Origin of the sequence: Aquicoccus sp. SU-CL01552 (assembly GCF_040365005.1) — a bacterium.
Classification (GTDB): domain Bacteria; phylum Pseudomonadota; class Alphaproteobacteria; order Rhodobacterales; family Rhodobacteraceae; genus Antarcticimicrobium.
In genome coordinates this window covers 81,904-108,150 of sequence record NZ_BAABWV010000016.1, presented here as the reverse complement: position 1 = coordinate 108,150, position 26,247 = coordinate 81,904, and the positions used below count along the sequence as shown (strand labels likewise).

Annotated in this window: 24 protein-coding genes; 11 read left to right on the top strand and 13 right to left on the bottom strand. The window is 66.8% G+C overall.

The genetic code is table 11. The features are described 5' to 3' along the window. Positions 1–5: 5 nt before the first annotated feature. From ABWV23_RS17625 to ABWV23_RS17605, 5 genes are all read right to left on the bottom strand, one after another. Positions 6–341, bottom strand: coding sequence for a carboxymuconolactone decarboxylase family protein (locus ABWV23_RS17625; RefSeq protein ID WP_353350081.1), 336 nt, complete (start codon positions 339–341; stop codon positions 6–8). Between the two features lie 190 nt (positions 342–531). Beyond that, positions 532–1,833: a pyruvate dehydrogenase complex dihydrolipoamide acetyltransferase gene (locus ABWV23_RS17620; protein ID WP_353350079.1), complete on the bottom strand. Its 1,302-nt coding sequence runs from the start codon at positions 1,831–1,833 to the stop codon at positions 532–534. A gap of 11 nt (positions 1,834–1,844) precedes the next feature. Beyond that, positions 1,845–3,218 (bottom strand): pyruvate dehydrogenase complex E1 component subunit beta, encoded by a 1,374-nt coding sequence (locus ABWV23_RS17615; RefSeq protein WP_353350077.1) that lies wholly within the window; start codon positions 3,216–3,218, stop codon positions 1,845–1,847. Between the two features lies 1 nt (position 3,219). Then, positions 3,220–4,233, bottom strand: coding sequence for a pyruvate dehydrogenase (acetyl-transferring) E1 component subunit alpha (gene pdhA / locus ABWV23_RS17610; RefSeq protein ID WP_353350075.1), 1,014 nt, complete (start codon positions 4,231–4,233; stop codon positions 3,220–3,222). Between the two features lie 91 nt (positions 4,234–4,324). Beyond that, the gene (locus ABWV23_RS17605; protein ID WP_353350073.1) at positions 4,325–4,624 is read right to left on the bottom strand and encodes an FtsB family cell division protein; all 300 of its coding nucleotides are present in this window, start codon (positions 4,622–4,624) and stop codon (positions 4,325–4,327) included. Positions 4,625–4,821: 197 nt separating this feature from the next. On the opposite strand from ABWV23_RS17605, the gene ABWV23_RS17600 reads away from it, so the two are divergent. Further along, complete coding sequence (locus ABWV23_RS17600; protein WP_353350071.1) at positions 4,822–6,456, top strand: acyl-CoA dehydrogenase family protein; 1,635 nt, start codon at positions 4,822–4,824, stop codon at positions 6,454–6,456. A 70-nt stretch (positions 6,457–6,526) separates the two neighbouring features. Further along, the gene (locus tag ABWV23_RS17595; RefSeq protein WP_353350069.1) at positions 6,527–7,012 is read left to right on the top strand and encodes a bacterioferritin; all 486 of its coding nucleotides are present in this window, start codon (positions 6,527–6,529) and stop codon (positions 7,010–7,012) included. Positions 7,013–7,076: 64 nt separating this feature from the next. On the opposite strand, the gene ABWV23_RS17590 is transcribed toward ABWV23_RS17595, so the two are convergent. The 3 genes from ABWV23_RS17590 to ABWV23_RS17580 form a co-directional block, all read right to left on the bottom strand. After that, on the bottom strand, positions 7,077–7,970 hold the full coding sequence (locus tag ABWV23_RS17590) for a fructose bisphosphate aldolase (RefSeq protein WP_353350067.1): 894 nt from the start codon (positions 7,968–7,970) through the stop codon (positions 7,077–7,079). Positions 7,971–8,228: 258 nt separating this feature from the next. Further along, positions 8,229–9,809, bottom strand: coding sequence for a hypothetical protein (locus ABWV23_RS17585; RefSeq protein WP_353350065.1), 1,581 nt, complete (start codon positions 9,807–9,809; stop codon positions 8,229–8,231). A 49-nt stretch (positions 9,810–9,858) separates the two neighbouring features. Next, on the bottom strand, positions 9,859–11,064 hold the full coding sequence (locus ABWV23_RS17580) for a phosphoglycerate kinase (RefSeq protein ID WP_353350063.1): 1,206 nt from the start codon (positions 11,062–11,064) through the stop codon (positions 9,859–9,861). Between the two features lie 134 nt (positions 11,065–11,198). Between ABWV23_RS17580 and ABWV23_RS17575 the strand changes: the two genes are divergently transcribed. The 3 genes from ABWV23_RS17575 (at position 11,199) to ABWV23_RS17565 (ending at position 13,394) form a co-directional block, all read left to right on the top strand. Beyond that, complete coding sequence (locus tag ABWV23_RS17575; RefSeq protein WP_353350061.1) at positions 11,199–11,705, top strand: peptidylprolyl isomerase; 507 nt, start codon at positions 11,199–11,201, stop codon at positions 11,703–11,705. Beyond that, a complete protein-coding gene (locus ABWV23_RS17570; RefSeq protein WP_353350059.1) occupies positions 11,698–12,255 on the top strand; it encodes a peptidylprolyl isomerase in 558 nt (185 codons plus the stop codon). The genes ABWV23_RS17575 and ABWV23_RS17570 overlap by 8 nt, the downstream gene beginning before the upstream one ends. A 155-nt stretch (positions 12,256–12,410) precedes the next feature. Next, a complete protein-coding gene (locus ABWV23_RS17565; protein ID WP_353350057.1) occupies positions 12,411–13,394 on the top strand; it encodes a DUF3179 domain-containing protein in 984 nt (327 codons plus the stop codon). Positions 13,395–13,467: 73 nt separating this feature from the next. On the opposite strand, the gene ABWV23_RS17560 is transcribed toward ABWV23_RS17565, so the two are convergent. The 4 genes from ABWV23_RS17560 to ABWV23_RS17545 form a co-directional block, all read right to left on the bottom strand. Further along, the gene (locus ABWV23_RS17560; RefSeq protein ID WP_353350055.1) at positions 13,468–13,992 is read right to left on the bottom strand and encodes a bactofilin family protein; all 525 of its coding nucleotides are present in this window, start codon (positions 13,990–13,992) and stop codon (positions 13,468–13,470) included. Continuing rightward, positions 13,982–15,307 carry a DUF5930 domain-containing protein gene (locus ABWV23_RS17555; protein ID WP_353350053.1) on the bottom strand — a complete coding sequence of 442 codons (1,326 nt, stop codon included), beginning with the start codon at positions 15,305–15,307 and terminating at the stop codon, positions 13,982–13,984. The genes ABWV23_RS17560 and ABWV23_RS17555 overlap by 11 nt, the downstream gene beginning before the upstream one ends. 183 nt (positions 15,308–15,490) lie before the next feature. Continuing rightward, complete coding sequence (locus ABWV23_RS17550) at positions 15,491–16,324, bottom strand: ferritin-like domain-containing protein (protein WP_353350051.1); 834 nt, start codon at positions 16,322–16,324, stop codon at positions 15,491–15,493. A gap of 61 nt (positions 16,325–16,385) precedes the next feature. Beyond that, positions 16,386–16,847: a peroxiredoxin gene (locus ABWV23_RS17545; RefSeq protein WP_353350049.1), complete on the bottom strand. Its 462-nt coding sequence runs from the start codon at positions 16,845–16,847 to the stop codon at positions 16,386–16,388. A 195-nt stretch (positions 16,848–17,042) separates the two neighbouring features. On the opposite strand from ABWV23_RS17545, the gene ABWV23_RS17540 reads away from it, so the two are divergent. The 6 genes from ABWV23_RS17540 (at position 17,043) to ABWV23_RS17515 (ending at position 25,803) form a co-directional block, all read left to right on the top strand. Further along, the gene (locus ABWV23_RS17540) at positions 17,043–20,297 is read left to right on the top strand and encodes a YhdP family protein (RefSeq protein ID WP_353350047.1); all 3,255 of its coding nucleotides are present in this window, start codon (positions 17,043–17,045) and stop codon (positions 20,295–20,297) included. A 41-nt stretch (positions 20,298–20,338) separates the two neighbouring features. Next, on the top strand, positions 20,339–21,394 hold the full coding sequence (gene queA / locus ABWV23_RS17535) for a tRNA preQ1(34) S-adenosylmethionine ribosyltransferase-isomerase QueA (RefSeq protein WP_353350045.1): 1,056 nt from the start codon (positions 20,339–20,341) through the stop codon (positions 21,392–21,394). 177 nt (positions 21,395–21,571) lie between these two features. After that, positions 21,572–22,843 carry an MFS transporter gene (locus ABWV23_RS17530; RefSeq protein ID WP_353350043.1) on the top strand — a complete coding sequence of 424 codons (1,272 nt, stop codon included), beginning with the start codon at positions 21,572–21,574 and terminating at the stop codon, positions 22,841–22,843. A gap of 107 nt (positions 22,844–22,950) precedes the next feature. After that, positions 22,951–23,529, top strand: a complete 579-nt coding sequence (locus ABWV23_RS17525; protein ID WP_353350041.1) for a DUF924 family protein — start codon at positions 22,951–22,953, stop codon at positions 23,527–23,529. A 152-nt stretch (positions 23,530–23,681) separates the two neighbouring features. Further along, positions 23,682–25,076 carry a dihydrolipoyl dehydrogenase gene (gene lpdA, locus ABWV23_RS17520; RefSeq protein ID WP_353350039.1) on the top strand — a complete coding sequence of 465 codons (1,395 nt, stop codon included), beginning with the start codon at positions 23,682–23,684 and terminating at the stop codon, positions 25,074–25,076. 193 nt (positions 25,077–25,269) lie between these two features. Then, a complete protein-coding gene (locus ABWV23_RS17515) occupies positions 25,270–25,803 on the top strand; it encodes a methyltransferase (protein WP_353350037.1) in 534 nt (177 codons plus the stop codon). 6 nt (positions 25,804–25,809) lie between these two features. Here the strand turns inward: ABWV23_RS17515 and ABWV23_RS17510 are convergent, their stop codons facing one another. Next, the gene (locus tag ABWV23_RS17510) at positions 25,810–26,169 is read right to left on the bottom strand and encodes a rhodanese-like domain-containing protein (RefSeq protein WP_353350035.1); all 360 of its coding nucleotides are present in this window, start codon (positions 26,167–26,169) and stop codon (positions 25,810–25,812) included. Between the last annotated feature and the right edge of the window lie 78 nt (positions 26,170–26,247).

Here is a 26,247-nt window from a genome sequence, read left to right as displayed (position 1 = left end):
CGCGATCAGGCGGTGAACTCGTCGTAGGCCGCCAGTGCCTTGACCCCGTACATGTACGAGGGGCCGCCTCCCATCAGGATGCAGACGCCCACGGTTTCCTCGATCTCGGCGCGGGTGGCACCGGCCTCGATCGAGGCCTTGACGTGAAAGGCGATGCAATCGACGCATTGCTTGGCGATGCCGAGTGCCAGCGCCATCAATTCCTTGTGCTTGTTGCTGATCTGCCCCTCGGCGACCGAGGCGCCGTGCAGGGCGCCGAACCCCTCGGCCGTCGCGGTCTGCGCCGCGCTGAATCCCTCCATGCCGCCCTGCGCTTCGTTCAGTTTGTCGGTCCAGCTCATCCCGTGTTCCTTTCGAAAATTCCCTGATTTCCATGAGCATAGCGGGCTGCGATGCAGCGGACCTTGATGCACGTCATGGGCAGAGGCAGGCTGGCGCGATTCTCCACCGGCAGCGCGACGTGACCGGCGCAAGAAAAAGGCGCCGGTCACGGAAACCGGCGCCTGCATTCTGCGGGTGTCGCGGGCGGCTCTAGGCCAGCATCACCATCGGGTTTTCAAGGTTCTCGACGATGGCCTTGAGCAGCTCGGCCCCAAGCGCACCGTCGATGACCCGGTGATCGACGCTGAGCGTCACGCTCATCACGGTGGCCACCGTCAACTCGCCATCGGCACCGACCACGGGTTTCTTGACCCCGGCACCGACCGCGAGGATCGCGCCATGCGGCGGGTTGATCACCGCGTCGAAATTGTCGATCCCGAACATCCCGAGGTTGGAGATCGCAAAACTGCCGCCCTGGTATTCATGCGGCGCCAACTTGCGGTCGCGGGCGCGGGTGGCCAGATCCTTCATCTCCGCCGACAGCGCCGAGAGCGATTTCATCTCGGCATCTTTCAGCACCGGCGTGAACAGCCCGCCCTCGATCGCTACGGCAACCGCCACGTCCGAGGGTTTCAGCTTCAGCATCCGGTCACCGGCCCAGACCGCGTTGGCCTCGGGCACCGATTGCAGCGCCAGCGCGCAGGCCTTGATGATGAAATCGTTGACCGACAGCTTCACGCCACGCCCTTCGAGCTGTTTGTTCAGGTCGGCGCGGAACTTCAGCAGCGCGTCGAGCTTGATATCGCGACGCAGGTAGAAATGCGGGATCGACTGTTTCGCCTCGGTCAGCCGCGCTGCGATGGTCTTGCGCATGCCGTCGAGCTTGACCTCTTCGTATTCGCGACCCTCGTACATCTTGGCGACCGCATCGGCCGAGGGGCCGGCAGCCATCGCCGGGGCGGCGGCTTGCGGGGCAGGGGCACTCGCGGGCGTAGCGGCGGGTTTCGGCGCGGTGCTGGCCTCCTCGACGTCAGCCTTGACGATCCGCCCATGCGGGCCGGAGCCGGTGATCTGGCCCAGGTCCAGCCCCTTGTCGGCGGCGATCCGACGCGCCAGCGGCGAGGCGAAGATGCGGGTGCCGCCCGCTGTGGGCGCGGGCGGGGCGACCTTTGCCGCCGGTGCCGGTGCCGCAGCTGCCGGCTCTGCCTTGGCCTCCGGCGCGGGGGCTGCGGCCGGGGCAGGGGCGCTGTCAATGTCGTCGGCACTCTCGCCCTCTTCCAGCAACACCGCGATCGGGGTGTTGACCTTGACCCCCTCGCTGCCCTCGGGGATCAGGATCTTGCCGACGGTGCCCTCGTCGACGGCCTCGAACTCCATCGTGGCCTTGTCGGTCTCGATCTCGGCGAGGATGTCGCCGGATGCGACGGTGTCGCCCTCTTTCACCAGCCATTTGGCCAGCGTGCCTTCCTCCATGGTGGGGGAGAGGGCGGGCATCAGGATTTCGGTGGGCATGGTTCTGCTCCTTACCGGTAGGTCACGTGTTTCACCGCAGCGATCACCTCGTCGGTGGTGACCAGCGCCAGTTTCTCGAGGTTCGCCGCATAGGGCATCGGCACGTCCTTGCCGGTGCAGTTGATCACCGGCGCGTCGAGGTAATCGAACGCCTCCTGCATCAGCACCGACGAGATGTAGCTGCCGACCGAGCCTTGCGGCCAGCCCTCTTCGACGGTGACGCAGCGGTTGGTTTTCATCACCGAGCGGATGATCGTGGCGGTGTCCATCGGGCGCAGCGTGCGCAGGTCGATCACCTCGGCCGAGATGCCCTCTTCGGCCAGCTTGTCGGCGGCCTCCAGCGCATAGGTCATGCCGATGCCGAAACTGACGATGGTCACGTCAGACCCCTCGCGCCAGATCCGCGCCTTGCCGAAGGGAACGGTGTAATCGTCCATGTCCGGCACGTCGAAGCTGCGGCCATACAGGATCTCGTTCTCGAGGAAGATCACCGGGTTGGGATCACGGATCGCCGTTTTCAGCAGCCCCTTGGCGTCCGAGGCCGAATAGGGCATCGCCACCTTCAGCCCGGGGATCTGCATGTACCATGCGGCGTAATCCTGGCTGTGCTGGGCGCCGACACGGGCCGCCGCGCCGTTGGGGCCACGGAACACCATCGGCGCGCCCATCTGGCCGCCCGACATGTACAGCGTCTTGGCCGCCGAGTTGATGATCTGGTCGATCGCCTGCATGGCGAAGTTGAAGGTCATGAACTCGACGATCGGCTTGAGCCCGCCAAAGGCGGCACCGACGGCGATGCCGGTGAACCCGTGCTCGGTGATCGGCGTGTCGATCACCCGTTTTGAGCCGAACTCGTCCAGCAACCCCTGGCTGATCTTGTAGGCGCCCTGGTACTCGGCCACCTCTTCGCCCATCAGGTAGACCTCGCCGTCGCGGCGCATTTCCTCGGCCATGGCATCGCGCAGGGCCTCGCGCACGGTCTGGGTCTTCATCGCGGTGCCCTCGGGCCAGTCCGGGCTCAGATCGGCCTCGGGGGCGGCGGGGGCAGCGGCCTGCGCCGGTGTCGGTTTCGCCTCCGGCACGGCGGCCGGTTCCGCAGCGGCAGGGGCCGGGGCAGGGGTCGAAACGTCGCCGACCTCTTCGCCCTCTTCGACCAGAACCGCGATCGGGGTGTTGACCTTGACCCCCTCGGTGCCCTCACCGATCAGGATCTTGCCGACGATGCCCTCGTCGACGGCCTCGAATTCCATCGTCGCCTTGTCGGTCTCGATCTCGGCCAGGATGTCGCCGGAGGATACGGTATCGCCCTCTTTCACCAGCCACTTGGCCAGGGTGCCTTCTTCCATGGTCGGGGATAGAGCGGGCATCAGGATCTCGGTTGCCATCTCAGTTCACCTCCTGCGGGATTGCCTCGGCATAGATATCGGTCCACAGCGCATCGACCTGCGGTTCCGGGCTCTCGCGGGAGAAGTCGGCGGCCTGACTCACGATGTCCTTGATCTCCTTGTCGATGGCCTTGAGATCCTCCTCGCTCGCGTGCTTGCCGGTCAGCAGCATGGCGCGGACCTGTTCGATCGGGTCGCGTTCCTCGCGCATCTTCTGCACCTCTTCGCGGGTGCGGTACTTGGCCGGGTCCGACATCGAGTGGCCGCGATAGCGATAGGTCTTGATTTCCAGGATATAGGGCCCCTTGCCGGCGCGGCAGTGCGCCACGGCCTTTTCGCCCGCCTCCTTGACCGCCAGCACGTTCATGCCGTCTACCATGTCGCCGGGGATGCCGAAGGCCTCGCCGCGATGGTAGATGTCCTTGGTCGAGGTCGAGCGCGCCTGCGCCGTGCCCATCGCGTACTGGTTGTTCTCGATCACGAAGACCACCGGAAGCTGCCAGATCGCGGCCATGTTGAAGGTCTCGTAAACCTGGCCCTGGTTCGCCGCACCATCGCCGAAATAGGCAAAGGTGACGCGCCCGTTCTCCTTGTACTTGTCGGCAAAGGCGAGGCCGGCGCCGATCGGCACCTGGGCGCCGACGATGCCGTGTCCGCCATAGAAATTCTTTTCCTTGGAGAACATGTGCATCGAGCCGCCCTTGCCCTTGGAATAGCCGCCCTCGCGCCCGGTCAGCTCGGCCATGACGCCCTTGGGGTCCATGCCGCAGGCCAGCATGTGGCCGTGGTCGCGGTAGGAGGTGACGCGTTTGTCGCCCTCTTCGGCGGCGGCCTCCAGCCCGACGACGACGGCCTCCTGCCCGATGTACAGGTGACAGAAGCCGCCGATCAGGCCCATGCCGTAAAGCTGGCCGGCCTTTTCCTCGAATCGGCGGATCAGCAGCATCTCGCGGTAATAGGTGGTCAGTTCCTCGGCGGAAACGTTTGGTTTCCGGGCGCTTTTGCGCGTTGCCATCGCGGCGTCCCTCCTCCTGAAAAGGATAGTTTAGCGTTAAACTATCTATTACAGGATTTTGACTGCGCTGACGAGGGGGATTTTGCCGCGCCTAGCGGATGACGATTTCGTCGGCCCGCAACAGGCCCAGGACCGAGCGCGCCTGCTGGTCCAGCAGGTCGAGGTCAAGGTAATCGTCCGACAGCCGGTGGGTCAGATTCTCCATCCGGGCGATCTCGGCGTTCAGCTTGTCCAGATCGGCGCGCAGCGCATCGGCCTCGGCGGCGATCTCGACCCGGCGGAACAACCCGTAATCCCCCTGCACGGCGGCAAAGGTGAAATAGGCCCCGACCGCGAAGGCGGCCGCGAAATAGAAGAAGGCGCCGAAATGGGGTCGGTTGGAACGGGTCACGTGCTGCTGTCTTTTCTGCCTCGGGTGCGCCCTTTGCGGGCGTCTGTTGCCGATTATGACACAGGTGATTCGCGGTGTGAATCCCCTTTCTGCCTTTGCCGCCCCTCCCGTGGCGGCAGGCCTGACCCGGCGTTTCGATTGAAACCGACCGGGACCGGGCGCAGTCTTGCGCCGAAGCAGATGGGAGGAGTTTTGCAATGACCGTCACGCCACCCCGCGCCGACCTCGGCACGCATGAGGTCTCGAACCAGCCGGCGCCGCGCGGCGCCCGCGATCTCTGGGCCGAAGACGTGGCCCTGCGCAGCGCCGTGACCCGGGCCGGTGGTCGCGCCGATGACCTGGCCCACGCTGGCGCCATCTATGGCAGCGACGAGATGCTGCTGGCCGCCGAGGAAGCCCGCCGTGACAAGCCCCGGCTGATGCCCTTCGAGCGGTCCGGTCGCCGGCTGGACGAGGTACGTTTCAACGCCGGTTACCACCATGTGATGAAAACCGCCTCGGCGCTCGGCTATGCCGGTGCGGCCTGGAACGGCGAACCGGGCGGCCATGTGACCCATGCCGCCCATGTCTACATGCTCAACCAGGTCGAGCCGGGCTGCTGCTGCCCGCTGACCATGACCTATGCCGCCGTCCCGGCGTTAAACGCCGACCCGGCGCTGGCCGCGCTCTGGCAACCGAAACTGACCTCGGGGCTCTACGATCCCACCGCCCGGCCGGTGGCCGAGAAACCCGGCGCAACCATGGGCATGGCGATGACCGAGAAACAGGGCGGCTCGGACGTGCGCGCCAATACGACGCGGGCGGTCCGCGACGGCGATCACTATCGCCTGACCGGGCACAAGTGGTTCTGCTCCGCGCCGATGTCCGACGGATTTCTTACCCTGGCCCAGGCCGAGGGCGGGCTGACCTGTTTCCTGGTGCCGCGCTGGCTGGAGGGAGAACGCAACGGCATCCGCGTGCAACGGCTCAAGGACAAGCTGGGCAATACCGCCAACGCCAGTTCCGAGATCGAGTATGTCGACGCGCTGGCCCACCCGCTGGGCGAGGAGGGTGCCGGCGTGCGCACCATCATCGAGATGGTGCATCATACCCGTCTGGATACCGCGATGGCGCCCGCCGGGCTGATGCGCGCGGCCTTGGCCGAGGCGGCGTGGTGGGTGTCGGGCCGTGCCGCGTTCCAGCGCCGGCTGATCGACCAACCGCTGATGCGCAGCGTGCTGGCCGACCTGGCGCTCGACTGGGAGGCCTCGGTCAGCCTCGGCTTTTTTGTCGCCGCCGCCTTTGACCGCGACGACGCCGAGAGCCGCGCACTGGCCCGGATCGGCGTGGCGCTGGCCAAGTACCTCGGCAACAAGCGCTGCATCTCGGTGATCGGCGAGGCGATGGAGGTGCTCGGCGGCATGGGGTACATTGAGGAGACCCCGATGCCCATGCTCTACCGCGAGGCGCCGCTCAACGGCATATGGGAGGGGTCGGGCAACGTGATTTGCCTCGACATCCTGCGCACGCTGGCGCGGGAGCCGCTGGCGGGCGAGGTGCTGAATGCCACGCTGGACGGCGCGCGCGGACGCGACCCCCGCTTTGATACCGCGCTGGCGGCACACCGCGCCCGTTGGCCGACCCTGCCGCCCGAGGCGCAGACGCGCTGGTTCGTCGAGAGCCTGGCCAGCCTGCTTGCCGCCGCGACCCTGTTCGACACCGCCCCCGACGCCGTCGCGGCGGGTTATGTCACCTCGCGGCTGTCGGGCGAACGCGGCAGCCTGCCCGGCGCCATTGCCGGTCTCGACACCGAGGAGATCTTGAAACGGCTGACAGAACATACAGGTACATGACCGAAGGCCGGCGGGGCCGGTCCGATTCACGGACCGCACCCCGTCCGGCATCGGACAAAAGGAGTTCTCGATGACGAACGAACACGCAAGCCTGAAGACCCTGCAAACCGCCCTGTCGATGGAGATGGCGGCGGCTTCGCAGTACCTGCTGCATGCCCATGTGCTCGACGATTGGGGGCTCGACAAGCTGGCCGACCAGATGCGCGAGGAAATGCAGGAAGAACTGGGCCACGCCGGCCGGTTCATCGACCGCATCCTGTTCCTCGGCGGCGATCCTTCGGTCACGCCCGAGAAGGCCCCGGTGCGTGCCAAGAACCTCAAGGAGATGTTCGAGATCGACAAGGCCGACGAAAAGGAGGCGATCACCTTCTACACCCGTGGCGCGCGCGCCGCCTATGAAGCCGACGATATCGGCACCAAGGCCCTGTTCGAAGAGGTCGCGCTGGACGAAGAGGGGCACTGGGGCTGGCTCGACCTGCAACTCGACCTGCTGGAGCGGATGGGCGAACCGGCCTTCATCTCGAAATACATGAGCATCGACGCCCACGACGGCTGAGCGGCGCCGAAACGCAAGAAGGCCCGGCGCGATGCCGGGCCTTTCGCATGTCAGGGCGGGGTGTTCAGCCGGCCAGCGAGGCCTGGAAGATGCTGTCGATGCTTGCCGCGAGCATCTTGTCGAACTCCTCGTCGCTCTGTTGCGCCGAGAGCCCTTCGGTCAGCGCCCGCGAGAAGCTGGCGATCATTCCGGTGTTCTGCGCCAGCCGCGCGTTGGCCTCGTCGCGCGAATAGCCGCCCGACAGCGCCACGACACAGAGCACGCGCGGGTGATCCACCAGCGGCTTGTAGTGGTTGGCGACCTCCGGCAGGGTCAGCTTCAGCATCACCTGCTTGTCCTCGGGCAGGGCATCAAGCTGCTTGGCGATCTCGGTCCGCAGGATCTCCTCGGCCTCGGCCTTGTCGGCGATGCTGATGGTCACCTCGGGCTCGATGATCGGCATCAGCCCATGCGCCAGGATCTGCTTGCCGATCTCGAATTGCTGGGCGACCACGGCGGCGATGCCGCTGGGCGAGGCGGCGTTGATGACCGAGCGCATCTTGGTGCCGAAGATCCCCTTGGCGGCAGCCTTGTCCAGCAGCGCGTCCAGATCGGGCATCGGCTTCATCATCTGCACGCCGTCGGCCTCATCGGCCAGCCCCTTGTCGACCTTGAGGAAAGGCACGACACCGCGCTCCTCCCACAGGTAGGTGGCGGTGGGCACGCCGTCGATGTCGCGGTCCATGGTCATCTCGAACAGGATCGCGCCGGCGACCCGGTCGCCGGTAAAGGCGGTCGACTTGATGATCCGGCTGCGCATCTGGTGGACCAGGTCGAACATCTCCTGTTCCGAGCCATAGGCATCCTCGTCCACGCCATAAAGGCGCAGCGCCTTGGGGGTCGACCCGCCGCTCTGGTCGAGGGCGGCGATGAACCCCTTTGCGGCGCGGATCTGTTCGGTCTGTTTCTGTTTTGACATATCGGTTTTCCGCCCAAATTGATTATCTACTGCATGGTTTTCGGGGCCAGCCCCGCTGCCCTGTCCATAGGCAAGCGGGCCGCGCGTTGCAATTGAGTTAGCGCGAACATCCGGGCCAGGTCGGCGCGGGATGTGACAGGTGCTATGGGAACGCGCCCGGCCAGGAAAACACGAGCAGGGCGGCGGGGTGTTTTCCGGTCGCCCGATCCGTGCCATTCGCAAGGTTCTGTCAGTGGTCGCCGCGCAGCCCGCGCGAGATCAGCGCAGCCGCGCCGGAACGTCCTTGGCCATCCAGTCGCGCAACACGCCGTTCTCAAGGCTTTCGGCTTCGGCCGCCCATGCCTCCGCATCGCCGCGCAGCCGCAGGGTTTCGCTGATCTCGTCGCGCAGCGCCGCGCCCGAGGCATCGCCGGCCGCCGCCGCCATCGCCGCCCAGTAATAGGCCGCCCGCCAAGATCGCGCCCGCCCGGTCCCAGTCAGAAAGGCGCGCGCCGCCGCCCGCATTCCGGCCAGGTCCCCGAACAGGGCCTCGTCCGGCCCGCCCATCAGCACGTTCTGCGCCGCGATCACCTCCGCAAAAGGCAGCTCCCGCTCGATCCGGTCCAACACCGCCAGCGCGCCGGGTTCATTGGCCGCGGCGGCCCGCAGCGCATGGGCATAGGCATTGGCGGGCTGGCTCTCGGCCACCCCCTCGGCGATCAGCAGCGAGGCCTCGGTATTGCCGTCCCGCGCCAGCGGCAACAGCAGCCGCAGCCCCTGGGCCGGGTTGCGCGGTGCACCGATCCCGGTCATCAGCGCGCGTCCGATGGCCATGGCCTCGACCGGCGGGTTTTCGGCATCGAGCGCGGCCTGCAACGCCGCCACCGGCACCGCCCCGCGCAGCGCGGTGGGCTGTACCCCCACCTGCGGCTTCAGCGCGTCAAACAGCGCGCGGAACGAGTCCACGCTGCCTTCGTCCAGGCGAAACGGCCCATCGGAGATCGCGGTGGACAGCACCACCCGCCCGCCGGGGGCAAACCCGGCGGCGACCTGGCCGGCCTGTTGGGCAAAAGCGCGCTGCGCCGCGCTGGCCGGCACCTCCGGCCCGTTGGCCCCGGCAATGCCCTCGGCCACGGCGCCCTCGATCACCGGACCAAGGGCGCCCGGTTGTTTCAACTCCGCCGGCAGGAAATTCTGCGCCAGCGTCCAGGCGCCCAGGTCGCGCAGCACCAGTTCGGCGTGGGTCAGATCGGCGGCAAAGACCGGCTCCTCGGTGTCGAAATTCATTCGGTAGCTGACATAGTCCAGATCCGCGCTCAGGTTCAGCGAGGCCAGCCGCGCGATATCGGTGCTGAACCGCGCCTGCAGCCCGCCCGAGCCATGGTCGTACAGCAGGTCAAGCTCGGCCCAGGGGGCGTGCAGGGTGGCAAACCCCATCGCGCGCAGCATGTTCGCCCCCTCGGGTGGCAGGCAGCCCGCCGCGACATCCATCCCGTCCAGCGCCAGCCGCATGCGCCCGGCGTCGATCCGGTCCAGCGGGGTGCCGTTGATCGTCATCCGCGCGGCGGTGATGCGGCAACTGTCGGGCGGCAAGTCGGGGATCAGCGGCGCGATCTCGACCCCGGTCAGGGTGGCCCGCGCCGCCACCGGATCGACGCTGAGCTGGTCATAGCGGATGTCGGCCAGCAGCCGCGCCCAGTTCATCAGGGTGTGCATCGCCGCTGTCGCCAGGCGATCCGCGGTGATCATCTGCAAGAACGACGGGCGGGTCGGGGGCGGTGCCTCGGCCTCCTGCGCGACGACGGGCAGGGCGGCCAGGGCCAGCGCCCCGGCGGTCAGGTGGGGGGTAAAACGGGTCATCGGAAAACTCCTCGGCAACACAATGACCCGAGGTTAGCCCAGGATGGCGTCAGGCCAAAACGCCCTGTTGGTCCAGGACCGCCACGCCGGGCAGGGTCTTGCCCTCCATCCACTCCAGAAAGGCACCGCCGGCGGTGGAGATATAGGTGAAATCCTCCGCCACCCCGGCCTGGTTCAGCGCTGCCACCGTGTCGCCGCCGCCGGCGACGCTGATCAATTGCCCGTCGCGGGTCAGCGCGGCGGCGGTCTGCGCAGCGGCATTGGTCGCGGCGTCGAAGGGGTCGATCTCGAAGGCGCCCATCGGTCCGTTCCAGATCAGGGTCTTGGCCCCCTCCAGTGCCCGGGCGACGCGCGCGACCGTCTCGGGGCCGGCATCCAGGATCATCGCGTCGGCCGGACAGGCGCTGGCCGGCACGGTCTGATGGTCAGCACCGGCCTTGAATTCACGGGCCACCACCACGTCGGAGGGCAGCAGCACGGCACAGCCGGTCTGCTCGGCCTTGGCCAGGATTTCGGCGGCTGTGCCGGTCATCTCGTGCTCGCACAGGGATTTGCCCACGTCGATGCCCTGGGCGGCAAGGAAGGTATTGGCCATGCCGCCACCGATCACCAGGTGATCGACCTTTTCCACCAGGTTGCCCAACAACTCCAGCTTGGTCGAGACCTTGGCGCCGCCCACCACGGCCATCACCGGGCGCTGCGGCTTGCCCAACGCGGCCTCCAGCGCCTCCAGCTCCGCCTGCATCAGCCGTCCGGCGCAGGACGGCAGGATGCGCGCCACGCCCTCGGTCGAGACATGCGCCCGATGCGCGACGGAAAAGGCGTCGTTGCAATAGACATCGCCGAGTGCCGCGATCTCCGCGGCCAGCTCGGGACAGTTCTTTTCCTCGCCGGGATGGAACCGGGTGTTCTCCAGCACCAGGATGCTGTCCTGGTCAAGCGCCGCCAGCGCCGCCTCGGCCGCCGGGCCACGGCAGTCGGCACAGAACGCCACCGGCGCGCCAAAGGCGGCCTCCAGCGCCGGTACCAGCGGCAACAGCGACATCTCGGGCACGCGCTTGCCCTTGGGGCGGTCGAAATGGGCCAGCAGGATCGGCTTGCCCCCGGCGGCGCGGATGTCGTTCAGGGTCGGGACCAGCCGCCGGATGCGGGTGTCGTCGGTGACGGTGCCGTTCTCGATGGGGACGTTGACGTCCACCCGTACCAACACCCGTTTGCCGCGCAGATCCACATCGTCCAGCGTGTTCCAGCCCATACCGTCACCTCGAAATCGAATGGTCGTAATCGCCGGTTTGTTTCCACGCATTTGGCCGCGAGGTCAATGCGCGACTTGGCATTCCGCCGCGCCGGTCTTAGGTATCGGGTCAAACGCCAAGACAGGAGTGCCCGATGGCCGAGATCAAAGACCCCGAGAACACCATCCTGATGGAACTGAAGGATGGGACCGTCACCATCGAACTGCTGCCCGACGTTGCGCCCGAGCATGTCGCGCGGATGAAGGAACTGGCCCGCGCCGGCGCCTATGACAACGTCTGCTTCCACCGGGTGATCGACGGCTTCATGGCCCAGACCGGCGACGTCCAGCACGGCAACATGGAAGAGGGGTTCAACCTGCGCATGGCCGGCACCGGCGGTTCCGACATGCCCGATCTTCCGGCCGAGTTCTCGCGCCTGCCGCATGATCGCGGCACCCTGGGCGCGGCGCGCAGCCAGCACCCCAACTCGGCCAACTCGCAGTTCTTCATCAACTTCGGCGACAACCATTTCCTCAACGGCCAGTACACCGTCTATGGCCGCGTCATCGAGGGGATGGAGCATGTCGATGCAATCACCCGGGGCGAGCCCCCCGCGACCCCTGACCGCATGATCAGCGTCAAGGTGGCCGCCGATGCGTAAACTGGCACTCGGCGCGGCGCTGGCCGCGCTGCTGGCGGGCCCCGCGCTGGCCACCGAGCTGGCCATCGAGGTCGCGGGCGAGGGCGCCAATGGCACCATCGTCATCGACCTGGCCGACGACGTGGCGCCAAACCACGTGGCCCAGATCACCGCGCTGGCCAAGGAAGGCGCCTATGATGGTGTCGTGTTTCACCGGGTGATCGACGGCTTCATGGCGCAGACCGGCGACGTGCAGTTCGGCAAGCTGGGCGGCGACATGCGCCGCGCCGGCATGGGCGGCTCGGAACGGCCCGACCTCAAGGCCGAGTTCTCCGATGTGCCCTTCGAGCGGGGTGTCGTCGGCATGGCGCGGTCGCAGAATCCCGACAGCGCCAATTCGCAGTTCTTCATCATGTTCGCGCCCGGTCCGTTCCTGAACGGTCAATACACCGTGGTGGGTCGCGTGACCGAGGGCATGGATGTGGTCGACGCCATCAAGCGCGGCGACGGGCCGAACGGCGCCGTGATCGGCCAGCCCGACGTGATGAAATCGGTGACCGTGCGCGACTAGACCCGCGCGCCGATCCGCAAACATGACCATGACGACCGCGCCCGCCGGACATCCCGGCGGGCGCGCGCATGTTCACACCCCGTTCACATCCGCGTGCGGCGGCTGGACCCGGGGCGGCGTGACGCGCAGACTGCTCGGATGAGGGAGGGATCGCCATGCCGCTCCGTTTCATCCTGGCCGCCCTGTGGCTGACCTTCGCCAGCACCACTGGCGCCCTATCCGATCCGGCCCGCTGGGCGGCGGAATGGCCGCGCACGGATTTCACCACCACCAGCCTGACCGACTGGGACGAGATCCGCTCGGGCGGTCCGCCCCGCGACGGCATCCCGGCGCTGAGCGATCCCGCGTTCTGGCCGGTGACCTCGGAAACCCGGCTGGCCGCGCGCGAGCCCGTGATCGCGCTGGAGCTGGACGGCAGCCCGCCGCGCGCCTATCCGCTGCGCTATCTGACCTGGCACGAGATCGTCAACGACCGCATCGGCGGCGTTCCGGTCGCGGTCACCTTTTGCCCCCTGTGCAACTCGGCCATCACCTTTGACCGGCGCACCGCGCAGGGCACGCTGGTCTTCGGCGTCTCGGGCAAGCTGCGCCATTCCGACATGGTGATGTACGACCGCCAGACCGAGAGCTGGTGGCAACAGGCGCGCGGCGAGGCGATCGTCGGCGCGCTGACCGGCACCCGGCTCGAAACCCTGCCAAGCTGGGTCGAAAGCTGGGCGGTGTTTCGCGCCCGCAACCCCGACGGGCTGGTGATGGAGGAACCGGCGTTTCCGCGCGCCTATGGCCGCAACCCCTATCAGGGCTATGACCGCTCGGCCTGGCCGTTCCTCTACTCGGGCGAGCGCCCGCCGCACGGCATCGAGCCGCTGGCGCGGGTGGTGCGGGTCGGGGACCGGGCCTGGCCGCTGGCGCGGCTGCGCGCGGCGGGCGAGATATCCGAGGACGGCATCACCCTGAGCTGGCGCGCCGGGCTCGCCTCGGCGCTGGATAGCGGGCAGATCGCCAAGGGACGCGAGGTTGGGATGATCCGGGTGCGCGACGGCGCCGGCCGGGACTTGTCCCATGACCTGATGTTCGCCTTCGCCTTCCATGCCTTCTGGCCCGAGGGGCGCTGGATGCTGGACGGTGTGACGGATTAACTGGCCGGGGCAGACGAAAAAGGCGCCGCAGGGATCTGCGACGCCGGATCTGTAGTGAACAGGGGCGGGCGGCTTACTTGCTGCCGGCCTCGGCCTTGGGCTGTGCTGCGGCGGCGGGCTGCTGGCCACCCTTGGGGGCGCCGCGGCCGGGGTTCAGCGGATCGTCCTGACGCTGCACCGAGCCTTCGAAATGCGCGCCGCTCTCGATCGCGATGGTCTTGTGGATGATGTCACCCTCGACCCGGGCAGTCGAGGTCAGGCGCACTTTCAGCCCGCGCACGCGACCGACGATGCGACCGTTGATCACCACGTCATCGGCGGAAACCTCGCCCTTGATGGTGGCGGTTTCGCCCACGGTCAGCAGGTGGGCGCGGATGTCGCCCTCGACGGTGCCTTCGACCTGAATATCGCCGGTGGTCTTGAGGTTGCCGGTGATGTGCAGGTCCGAGGACAGCACCGATGCCGGCGGCTTGGCCTTGGGCGTGCTCGACTTGTAGTCGCTCGCGGCCGGGGCGGCGGTGGCCGTCGGTTGGGCAGAGGGGGCGGCGGTATCCGGGGTCTTGGAGCCGGGCTCGTTGATTTTGCTCTTAGAAAACATTTCTCGCAGCCTTGATGTAATTCATGGGGTTCACCGGTCTTCCGTTTACCCGTACTTCATAGTGCAGATGGGTGCCGGTGGACCGTCCGGTGTTACCCATATCAGCAATGTGATCCCCGCGCGAGACCCTTTGGCCCTTCTTCACGAGGATGCGCGACGTGTGGGCATAACGGGTTTCGATGCCGAACGCGTGCTTGATGATGACCAACCGGCCATAACCCGATTGCCAGCCCGCGTGGGTGACCACGCCGTCAGCGGTGGCAAAGATGTCGGTCCCGTGCGGACCGGCGAAATCCGCGCCGTTGTGCATCCGCCGCCCGCCGGTCTTGGGATCGCGGCGATAGCCGAACTGGCTGGTGTGGCGGACCGAGGCGTGAACCGGGTTCGCAAAGGGGGCCTTTTGCGCCGCGATGCGGTAAAGGTTCAGCTTGTCCATCTGGTGCAACAGCTTGTTGGCGCGCAGCTCGTCCGGGGTGGGTTCCTCGCCACGGGTCGAGAACGAGATCGGAGTCAGCGGTCCGCCCTGGCCGCTATAGCCGCTGCGCACCTGCTCGATGATCCGTTCCGGCGGCATGCCGGCCTGGCGGAACATCTTGTTCAGCGGCTCGACCGAGATCGCCATCGCCTCTTCCAGCTGGCGAAAGATCTGGTCGTTGCGCTCGCGCATCAGCTTGATTTCCAGCTGCAACTCGTCGCGTTGCTCCAGCGCCGAGTGGGCGTCGGCAATCACCTGGTCACGTTCGTGCGCCGTATCGGCGAGCACCGTGGTCATGAAATCCATCTGCACCGGGATCACCGGGTCGGCGGCGGTGCCCTGTGCGCCGGCACCGTCCTGCTCCAGCGCGGCCAGCGTCTCGCGCGCCGAGTCGCGGTCGCGCAGGGCGGCACGCAGGGTGGTCTGGATCACCTCGATCCCGGTCTCGAGCTCGCGCCGCCGGGTCTCCGAGGCGAGCAGTTCCGACTGCATGACCGAGATCTGCTCCAATGCCGCGTTGAACCGCGCCTGGGCGGCCAGCGCCTCTTCGGCGCGGGCATTGCGTTCGGCCGACATCACGTTCAGCCGGTCCTGGTAGATGCGCTGGTCGCGCTTGGCCTGTTCGCGAAAGTTGCCGGCGCCGATGCTGTCCATCATCAGGATCGCGGTGGCGACGATGGCCCAGGCCACGATCAGAAGCGCCCCGGAATAGGCGGCCGCCTGGGTGACCGGGCGCAGCCGGATATAGCGGGTGTCGGTGTCCGATTTCAGAAAGACGCGGCGCTCGGGAAAGATCCTTTCCAACACCGCGTGAACTTTGATCGCGAGTCGTGTACGCAAGCCGTCGTCCTTGTCCCATCCCCCGGACCCGGCGTTACTGCTCGGTCGGGCCTTCGGCCATTGGCTTAAACGCCCGGCGACAATGGGGCAAGTTTGTTGACCTCTTCTGCGGCGTTTCTGCGCCGAACTGGGGAGTTTAGGCAATAAATTGCCGAGTTTCGTCAGTTTGTTACCCGCTCTTGCTTACCCACGCGGGGGGATTTCGTCGGCCAGCGGCCAGTAGAAATCCGGCGGCAGGCCGGCCTCGGCGCGCTTTTCCTCGTTGAAGGGGGGCTTCAGCGCGCCGTGGAAATATGTCCGCACCAGCGCGTGAAACACCTCTTTCGGATCGGCATTTTCGCGCCCGCAGAGGAAATGGAACCATTTCGAGCCATAGGCGACATGGCCCACCTCCTCGGCATAGATGGTTTCCAGCGCGGCGACGGCGTGATCGACGCCGGCCTTGCGAAAGATCCCGATCATGCTCGGCGTCACGTCCAGCCCGCGCGCCTCCAGCACCATCGGCACCACCGCGAGGCGCCCCATGAGATCGCCCGCGGTGTCCTCGGCGGCGCGCCACATGCCGGCATGGGCAGGCAGGGCGCCGTAATGGCTGCCCAGCTCTTCCAGGCAGTCGCAGACCAGGTTGAAATGCTTGCTCTCCTCGTCGGCCGCCTTGACCCAATCGTCATAGAACCCCATCGGAAACGGCACATGGCTGAACCGCGCGATGAGATCCCAATGCAGGTCGACGGCATTCAACTCGATATGGGCCACCGCATGCAGCAGCGCGATCCGCCCGGCGGGCGAGCCCGGCTTGCGCTTGGGCACCTCGCGCGGCGACAGCAACTCGGGCCGGGCCGGTCGTGCTGGATGCAGCGGCGGGCTGGCGGTGCCCACGGGCATCGGCTCTGCCCCCTCGGCGCGCGCGGCGAACCAGGCCGCCGCATGGGCATGCGACAGCGCGGTCTTTGCGCGCCCGTCGGCGGTACGCAGCACCTCTTCGGCGCGTTGGGCAAGGGTGAGATCGGCGGTCATGCGGGGGCACCGGGGTATTGTACGGATCGGCAGGAAAAAAGTACGAAAGGCGCGGCGCGTCCTACAGCGCCCGGACCGCCTCGAGCACCTCATCGACGTGGCCGGGCACCTTCACCTTGCGCCAGATCCGGGCGATTTTGCCCTCGGCGTCGATCAGGTAGGTGGCGCGCTCGATGCCCATGGATTTCTTGCCGTACATGTTCTTTTCGACCCAGACGCCATAGGCTTCGCAGACCTCGCCCTCGGCGTCCGACAGCAGTGGCACGGTCAGATCATGCTTGGCGATGAACTTGTCATGCTTGGCGACCGTGTCGCGCGAAATGCCGAAGACCTCGGCGCCGGCATCGGCAAAAGCCTGCAAGGCCCCGGAAAAGCCGATGGATTCCTTGGTGCAGCCCGGGGTATCATCGCGCGGATAGAAAAACAGAACAACGGTACGACCGCGCAGCGCCGACAGGCTGACCTGGCCGCCGCCATCGCGGGGCAGGGTGAAATCGGGGGCGGTATCGGAAATATCGGGCATCGGGTGACTCCGCTGACATGACTGAACAGATGGGTTCCATATTAGCGCGCCGCCGGCAACCGGAAAGCGGTGCCCGTCCGCTCCCGCGGGGCTGGACCCCAGTAGAAGCCCATGACAAGGGCTGAACCGCGCCAGCGCCGGCGCCTCGCCGGCCGGGCCCTGCGCCACACGGGTGTTTGGGGATTCCGGTTCACCATGATCGCCGTGATCCTGGCCTCGGTGACACTGATCATCATCGTCAACCGGCGCCTCAGCCCGCCGGAATGGCTGCTCGTCCGGGTCGAGGAGCGGATCGAACGGGGGCTGGACGGGCTTCAGATATCCTTTGGCGACATCGACCTGGTGATCCGCAAGGGGTTGCACGCGCGGCTGCACCTGCGGGACGTGGTCCTGTCCGACCCGGACGGGCGCATCCTGGCGCGGTTGTCGGACGCCGAGGCGGGCCTTGCCCTGCGCCCGCTGCTGCAGGGCAAGCTGCAGCCGAAGCGGATCGCGCTGAGCGGTCTGTTCGCCACCCTGCGCCGCGACCGCGACGGCGCGGTGTCGCTGATGCTGGACGAGACCGCCGCGCCAGTGGGCGAGGCGGCGGGGGTGCCGCAACTGCTGGACGAGGCCGAGCATATCCTGCTGCGTCCGCAGCTCGCGGCGCTGGTCGCGGTGGATGTCGACGCGGTGACCCTGCGCTACGAGGATGGTCGCAGCGGCAAGGCCTGGACCCTCGACGGCGGCCAGGTGCGGCTGACCCGGAACGGCGACGACCTGCAGGTCGGGGCCGGGTTCGCCGTGCTCAGCGGTCGCGATTTCGCCAGTTCGGTCGAGTTGAACTATGCCAGCCGGATCAGCGGGACCGGGGCCGAGTTCGGCGCCTCGGTGCAGGACATCGCGGCAGGGGACATCGCCGCGCAGGCGGTGGCGCTGAGCTGGCTCGACGTGCTGCGGGCGCCGATCTCGGGCGCGTTGCGCGGCAGCGTTGACGAGGACGGCGCCTTCGGGCCGCTCTCGGCCACGCTGCATATCGGCGCCGGCGCGGTGCAGCCGACCGAGGCGACGCGCCCGATCCCGTTCAGTGGCGCGCGCAGCTATTTCACCTATGATCCGTCCGAACAGACCCTGACCTTTGACGAGTTGTCGGTCGACAGCGCCTGGGGCTCGGGCCATGGCGAGGGGCGCGCCTATCTCGGCGGGATCGAGGACGGCAAGCTGACCGATCTGGTCGGGCAGTTCAGCTTCAACAAGATCGCGTTGAACCCGGCCGGGCTTTACCCCGAGCCGCTGCAGATCGCCGGAGGCACGGCGGATTTCCGGATGGAACTGGCACCCTTCCGGTTGACCCTGGGTCAGATGCACCTGGCCGATAAGGGCGACGGGATCGACCTGTCGGGCGACCTGAGTGCCGGCGAGACCGGTTGGCGCCTGGCCCTCGACGGGCGACGGGATCGGATCAGCCCCGAGCGGCTGTTGGAGCTTTGGCCCGCCACAGTGGCGGAAAAGCCGCGGACCTGGGTCAAGGAGAACGTCCTGGCCGGAAGCCTGCACAACATCGACCTGGCGCTGCGGCTGAACGCGGGCGCCAAGCCCGACATCTATGCCGGTTTCGATTTCGAGGAGGCCAGCATCCGCTTCAACCGGTTCCTGCCGCCGGTGACCGGGGCCGACGGCACCGTCTCGCTGGACCGGGGGCGGCTGGTGGCCACGGCGGCGGGCGGGACCGTGGCCGCTCTGCAGGGCGGCGCGCTGCAGGCGGCGGGCACCTCGTTCATCATTCCCGACATCACGCTCAAGCCGGCGCCGGCGCTGGTCCGGGTGCGCACCGCCGGGCCGGTCACGGCGGTGATGTCGCTTCTGGACGGGCCGCCGTTGCACGTTCTGCGCGACACCAAATTGCCGGTCGACCTGGCGCAGGGGCAGGCGCGGATCGAAGGGACCTTGTCGATGCCGCTCAAGAAGGGTGTGCCCTTTCAGGACATCGCCTTTCACCTTACCGGCGCGCTGAACGACGTGAAAAGCGAGGTGCTGGTGCCGGGGCAAAAGCTGTCGGCGACCGCGCTGCGGCTGGAGGCCGACCAGAACCGGGTCGAGATCGAGGGCACCGCCCGGGTCGGGGACCTGCCGGTGGCGGTGAACTGGACCCAGCCGATCGGGGCCGAGGCCAGGCGCGGCAGCCAGTTGCGCGGACAGGTGGAGCTGTCGCAAACCCTGATCGACACCTTTTCCATCGGCCTGCCCGAGGGGAGCGTCAGCGGTCAGGGCACCGGGACCTTCACGCTGGATATCGCCCAAGGTGAACCGCCGGCGCTGCACCTCACGTCGGACCTCCAGGGTGTCGGGTTGTCAATCCCGACGCTGGGCTGGCGCAAGCGCGAGGCGGACACCGGCATGCTCGACCTGGCCGGGACGCTGGGCGACGTGGCCCGGATCGAGCGCCTGGCGGTTCAGGCCGCCGGGCTGACCGCGACCGGCAGCGTGGTCAGCCGCAAGGAGGGTGGGCTGGACCGCGCGCTGCTCAGTTCCCTGCGGCTGGGCAACTGGCTCGAGGCCGGCGTGGAACTGATCGGCCGGGGTACGGCGCCGCCGGACGTGCGCATCCTGACCGGCACGCTCGACCTGCGCCGCGCCCCGCTGGGCGGGGGCGGTGACGGGGGCGGCGCGCTGCAGGTGCGGTTGGACCGGCTGCAGATCTCCGAAGGGATCGCCCTGAATGATTTCAAGGGTGATTTCACCACCTACGACGGGCTGCGCGGCACCTTTACCGGCGTGCTGAACGGACAGGCCCCGGTGCGCGGTCGTGTCGAGCCGAAAGACGGGCGCAGCGCGTTCCATGTCGAGGCCGACGACGCCGGTGGCGTGTTCCGCGCGGCGGGCATCCTGAACCAGGGCCACGGCGGCAGCTTCAGGTTGTCTCTGCTGCCGGTGGAGGGGGATGGCAAGTTTGACGGCACCCTCAAGGTGACCAACACGCGGGTCAAGGATGCCCCGGCGATCGCCGCGCTGTTGAACGCGGTCAGCGTGGTCGGCCTGATCGACGAGATGTCGGGCCAGGGGATCCAGTTTTCCGAGGTCGAGGCGCGGTTCCGGCTCGAACCGGACCGGCTGGTCCTGCATGAAAGCAGCGCCACCGGCCCCTCGATCGGGCTGTCGATGGACGGGATCCACAATCTCAAGACCGGGGTGCTGAACATGCGCGGGGTGATCTCCCCGGTCTATCTGATCAACGTGGTGGGCAGCATTCTGACCCGCAAGGGCGAGGGGATGATCGGGTTTTCCTACACGCTGAAGGGGCCGGCTTCGTCCCCCAAGGTCCAGGTCAACCCGCTGTCGGGGCTGGCGCCGGGTTTGTTCCGCGAGATCTTTCGTGGGGCCACGCCGACCATGCCGGGGGAGGAGGCCGTCGAGGAGGAGCGCCCGAAATTCCGTCACTTCGACCAGATCCACGGGACCGGGGGGCGATGACGGATGGTCAATCCGCCGCGCCCGTCCTATAGCGCGACCCGATGAAACTGAGCGATTTCGATTTCGACCTGCCCGAGCGGCTGATCGCCACGCGCCCGGCCAGCCCGCGCAGTTCCGCGCGGCTGCTGGTGGCGCGGGGCGACTCCATCACCGACGCCCATGTGCACGACCTGCCGGACTGGCTGAGGCCGGGCGACCGGCTGGTGCTGAACGACACCCGGGTGATTCCCGCGCGGCTGAGCGGCACGCGGGCCCGCTCCGGTCCGCAAGGTGAGACCCGCGCGCGGATCGAGGTGACGCTGCTGGAGCCGCGCGCCGATGGCTGCTGGGCGGCGCTTCTGAAACCGTTGAAAAAGATCCGCCCGGGCGAGGAGATCGTCTTTTCCTCCGGGTTGAGCGCGACGCTGGAGGGCGTTGAGGACGGGCAGGGACGGCTGCGCTTCAACCTCGCGGGCGAGGATTTCGATGCCGCCCTGGCCGAGGCCGGGGCGATGCCACTGCCGCCCTATATCGCCGCGAAGCGGCCGGCGGACGACCGTGACAAGACTGACTACCAGACCGTCTGGGCCAAACGGTCGGGCGCCGTCGCGGCGCCCACCGCCTCGCTGCATTTCGACGCGGACCTGCTGGCGCTGCTGCGCGACCAGGGAATCGATTTCACCTATGTCACGCTCCACGTCGGCGCCGGAACCTTCCTTCCGGTCAAGGTCGAGGACGTGACCACGCACCGGATGCACGCCGAATGGGGCCAGGTCAGCGCCGAGGCGGCCGCCGAGATCGCCGCCACCCGCGCCGCAGGCGGCCGGGTGATCCCGGTCGGCACCACCGCGCTGCGGCTGATCGAGACCGCCGCGCGGGGCGGGCAGATCGCGCAATGGGAAGGGGAGACCGACATCTTCATCTATCCCGGCTTCACCTTTCGGGTGACCGATGCGCTGATGACCAATTTCCATCTTCCGAAATCGACCCTGCTGATGCTGGTCTCGGCCCTGATGGGGCAGGACCGCATCCGCCGCATCTATGATCACGCGGTGCAGGCGGATTACCGGTTCTTTTCCTATGGCGATGCCTCGCTGCTGATCCCCGACCAGGGCTGAGCCGGGTCACAAGGGTTGCGGGGAAAGGGCCGGGCACGTTACGCCTGAGGGAAAACAGTGCCCTGCGGGCCGGTTTTGCCCGAATGCGACATCGCCTTTGTCGCGGACAGGGCGGACGCAGACAGATGGCCCCCGTAGCTGGGGAAAACCGCGACGCGTGCAACAGGGAGAACCCCGATGAAACAAGTCTTGTCGAGTGCCTGGGCGCTGCTGCTTGGCATGGGGTTGCTGATGGTCGGCAACGGGCTGCAGGGCACGCTGCTGGGCGTGCGCGGCGAGATCGAGGGATTCTCGACCTTCCAGATGTCGATCGTGATGTCGGCCTATTTCCTGGGCTTCCTGGGGGGCTCGAAACTGGCGCCCGAGATGATCCGGCGGGTCGGGCACGTGCGGGTGTTCGCGGCGCTGGCCTCGTTCATTTCGGCGGTGATGATCCTCTATCCTGCCTTTGCCGATCCGATCGCCTGGGCGCTGGGCCGGGTGATCATCGGGTTCTGTTTCTCGGGCGTCTATGTCACCGCCGAAAGCTGGCTCAACAATGCCTCGGACAATGAGAACCGCGGCAAGGCGCTGTCGCTCTACATGATCGTGCAGATGGCCGGTGTCGTGACCGCCCAGGCGATGATGTTGCTGGGCGACCCGGCGGGATACGAGACCTTCGTGCTGGCTTCGGTGCTGATCTCGGTTTCCTTCGCGCCGATCCTGTTGTCGATCAGCCCGACACCGGCGTTCGAGACCACCAAGCCGATGAGCCTGAAACGGCTGATGGAAACCTCTCCGCTTGGCTGTGTCGGCATGTTCCTGATGGGTGGGGTGTTCTCGGCGCAGTTCGGGATGAGCGCAGTCTACGGCGCCAAGATCGGGATGAGCGTGCCGCAGATCTCGGGCTTCATCGCCACTTTTTACGTCGGCGCGGTCGTTCTGCAATATCCGCTGGGCTGGATGTCGGACCGGATGGATCGGCGCGCGCTGGTCCTGATGGTGGCGGCTGGCGGCGGGGTCGGCGCGCTGTTGGGCATGGTGTTCGGCGGGCAATACGGGTTGCTGCTGGTCTCGGCTTTTCTCGTCGGCGGCATGACCAACCCGCTCTATTCGCTGCTGATCGCCTATACCAACGATTACCTGGAACCCGACGACATGGCCGCCGCCTCGGGCGGGCTGGTGTTCATCAACGGGCTGGGCGCCATTGCCGGCCCGCTGATCACCGGCTGGCTGATGGGGCAGGGGGTATTCGGCCCCGCAGGCTTTTTCCTGTTCATGGCGGTGCTGCTGTTCACGCTGATGGGCTATGGCATCTATCGCACCACGCAGCGTCCGGCGATCCCGGTCGAAGACTACGGCACCATCACGCCGATGTATCCGACCTCGACGCCGGTGGCGGTGGAGTTCGCGCAGGAATACGCCATCGAGACCGACCAGGAGGCCCAGGACGAGAGCGACGCCGCCTGAGGTCGCACGGAATATTGCCAGTGTTGCAAATTGTTACTGTAAATGTTGTGCAAAAGCAGTGTTAGACTGAAGCATGGCATTTCGACGACAAAATTGGAGTTTGGTCGATGGTTGGCCCGGAGGAGATACTGAAGTTCTGGCTCGACGAGGTGGGGCCGGAAAAATGGTACGCGCAGGAGGATGAGCTGGATGCCGAGATCCGAAAACGGTTCCTGCCCACCTGGGAGGGGGCGCAGGCCGGTCGGTTCTCGTTTTGGCTGACCTATCCCAGCGGATCGCTGGCCTATATCATCCTGAACGATCAGTTCTCGCGTAACATGTTCAGGGGCGAGGCCAAGGCGTTTTCCAGCGATCGCGCGGCGCTGGCGGCGGCGAAATCGGCCATCGACCGGGGATGGGACATGAAGATCGACGAGCCGGCGCGGCAGTTCTTCTACATGCCGCTGATGCACTCGGAGAACCTCTGCGACCAGGACCGCTGCGTGCGTCTGCTCTGCGAGAGGATGCCGGAGACCGGGACCTCGAACCTGTTGCACGCCCGCGCCCACCGCGAGGTGATCCGCACCTTTGGTCGGTTTCCGTTCCGCAACGCGGCGCTGGCGCGGCCGGCAACGGGGGCCGAAGCCGACTATGTCTCGGCCGGGGGCTATGGCCAGACCGTGCGTGCGCTCCAGACCGCGTCCTGAGCCGGACGCGAAAAAACTTTCCTTGCCTGGTTGGCAGTTATCCGCCGCGGCTCTGCCTGCGGCGGATTTGCCATTTCGCGCCCATTGATGCGCGTCGATAAATAGTTTAATGGTAAACTAGTTTTTTCAACGGCGGCGCCGAGGGGGATGTCATGGCTGCGAGTTCATTTGACCTGATCGTAATCGGCGCCGGGCCGGGCGGCTATGTGGCCGCGATCCGTGCCGCGCAACTGGGCCTGAAGGTGGCCGTGGTGGAACGCGAACACCTGGGCGGCATCTGCCTGAACTGGGGCTGCATCCCGACCAAGGCGCTGCTGCGCTCGGCCGAGGTGTTTCACCTGATGGAGCGGGCCAAGGATTTCGGCCTCTCTGCCGACAAGATCGGCTATGACCTCGACGCGGTGGTCAAACGCTCGCGCGGGGTGGCGAAACAGCTCTCGGGCGGGGTCGGGCACCTGCTGAAAAAGAACAAGGTCACCGTGGTAATGGGCGCGGCGACGGTCCCCGCCAAGGGCAAGGTCAGCGTCAAGACCGACAAGGGTAGCGAGGAGCTGACGGCCAAGAACATCATCCTCGCCACCGGCGCGCGGGCGCGTGAACTGCCGGGGCTGGAGGCCGACGGCGACCTGGTCTGGACCTACAAGCACGCGCTCAACCCGCCGCGGATGCCGAAAAAGCTGCTGGTCATCGGGTCGGGTGCCATCGGGATCGAGTTCGCCAGTTTCTTCAACACGCTGGGCGCCGAGACCACCGTGGTCGAGGTGATGGACCGGGTGCTGCCGGTCGAGGACGCCGAGATCAGCGCTTTTGCCAAGAAACAGTTCCTCAAGCAGGGCATGACCATCATGGAGAAATCCATGGTCAAGCAGCTCGATCGCGGAAAAGGCAAGGTCACCGCCCATATCGAGGCGAACGGCAAGGTGGAGAAGATGGTGTTCGACACCGTGATCTCGGCCGTCGGCATCGTTGGCAATGTCGAGGGACTGGGCCTTGAGGCGCTTGGCGTCAAGCTCGACCGGACCCACGTGGTGACCGATGAATTCTGCCGTACCGGGATCGACGGGCTTTATGCCATCGGCGATATCGCCGGCGCGCCCTGGCTGGCGCATAAGGCGTCACATGAAGGCGTGATGGTGGCCGAGCTGATCGCCGGCAAACACGCCCACCCGGTCAAACCCGAGAGCATCGCCGGCTGCACCTATTGTCAGCCGCAAGTGGCCAGCGTCGGCTATTCCGAGGCCAAGGCCAAGGAACTGGGCTATGACGTCAAGGTCGGCCGCTTTCCCTTCATCGGCAACGGCAAGGCGATCGCCCTTGGCGAACCCGAGGGCATGGTCAAGACCGTGTTCGACGCCAAGACAGGCGAACTTCTGGGCGCGCATATGGTTGGCGCCGAGGTGACTGAGCTGATCCAGGGCTATGTCGTGGGCCGGACGCTGGAAACCACCGAAGAAGACCTGATGAACACCGTCTTCCCGCATCCCACGCTCTCCGAGATGATGCACGAATCCGTACTGGATGCCTACGGGCGGGCGATCCACTTCTGAGCGGGCCAGAGGCGTCGGTAGGCTGAACGCGCCTTCGGCGCGTGCCTCCGGCGGGAGTATTTTACAAAGAGAAGAAGCGGGGCCTCGGGACAGGCAAGGTGTTTCTTTTCTGGACCCGGGGCCTGCGCCGTGGTCCCCTGCGGATCGGGTAACGGGGCAGGGGGCCGGGTTGGCAAGTCTCAATCGTATCGTAATGGGCCGGGCCAGCCGGCGGATGATCCGGGCGCTGGGGAGCGACCTGGACGTGGCCGAGATCTCGGGCAAATGGGGGCGGATGTTCGATTTCCGCGCCTACCGCCGCTTCAACTACCCCGAATTCGACATCTGCGCCGATCCCTTTACCGACGAGGCGGGCGCGGTGCTGCAATTCGACCTGATCCTGGCCAACCAGGTCTGGGAGCATCTGGATCGCCCCTATCGCGCCACGCGAAACGTGCATGCCATGCTGCGCCCCGGCGGGCATTTCTGGCTGGCAGTGCCGTTCTTCATCCCGTTCCACGCCGCGCCGATGGATTGCTCGCGCTGGTCGGCGCGTGGTCTGAAGAACCTGTTGATCGAGTGCGGGTTCGACGAGGATCAGATCCAGGCCGCGCAATGGGGCAACCGCAGCGCCGCCCGGCGCAACATGGAAGAGGACTGGCCGCCGAAATACGACCCCGGCCGCGACAGCCTCGACAACGATCCCGAGATGCCGATCTGCGCTTGGGCGCTGGCGCGCAAGAGCTGAAGGTGGTCAGACCGGCTCGACCGCGCCGCCGGCCTGCACCCAGTGGCCCAGCCCGCCGATGTTGTGAACGTCGGTATAGCCCAACTGCCTGAGCATCGTCGCGGCCGCGTTCGACCGCGCCCCGGAGGCGCAGTAGACGGCGATGGTCGCCTCGGGCAACAGGTCCTTGCAGAAATCCGGATGGCTCGGATCGGCCATGTCGCGCAGCCGCATCAACGGGATGTGAATCGCACCCTTGGCCTTGCCCGACATCGCCAATTCGCCATGATCGCGCACGTCGATCACGATCACGCGGCCCTCTTGCGCGCCGGCCACCGCCGCCTGCGGATCGAGGTCCCTGCTGCGGGCCTGTCGGAACAAGAACATTCTGCTGCCTTTCTGTCTTTCCTGCCCGCCGAAGTGGCGGGGTGTCGCTCATATAACATTCAGCATCGTGCATACAAA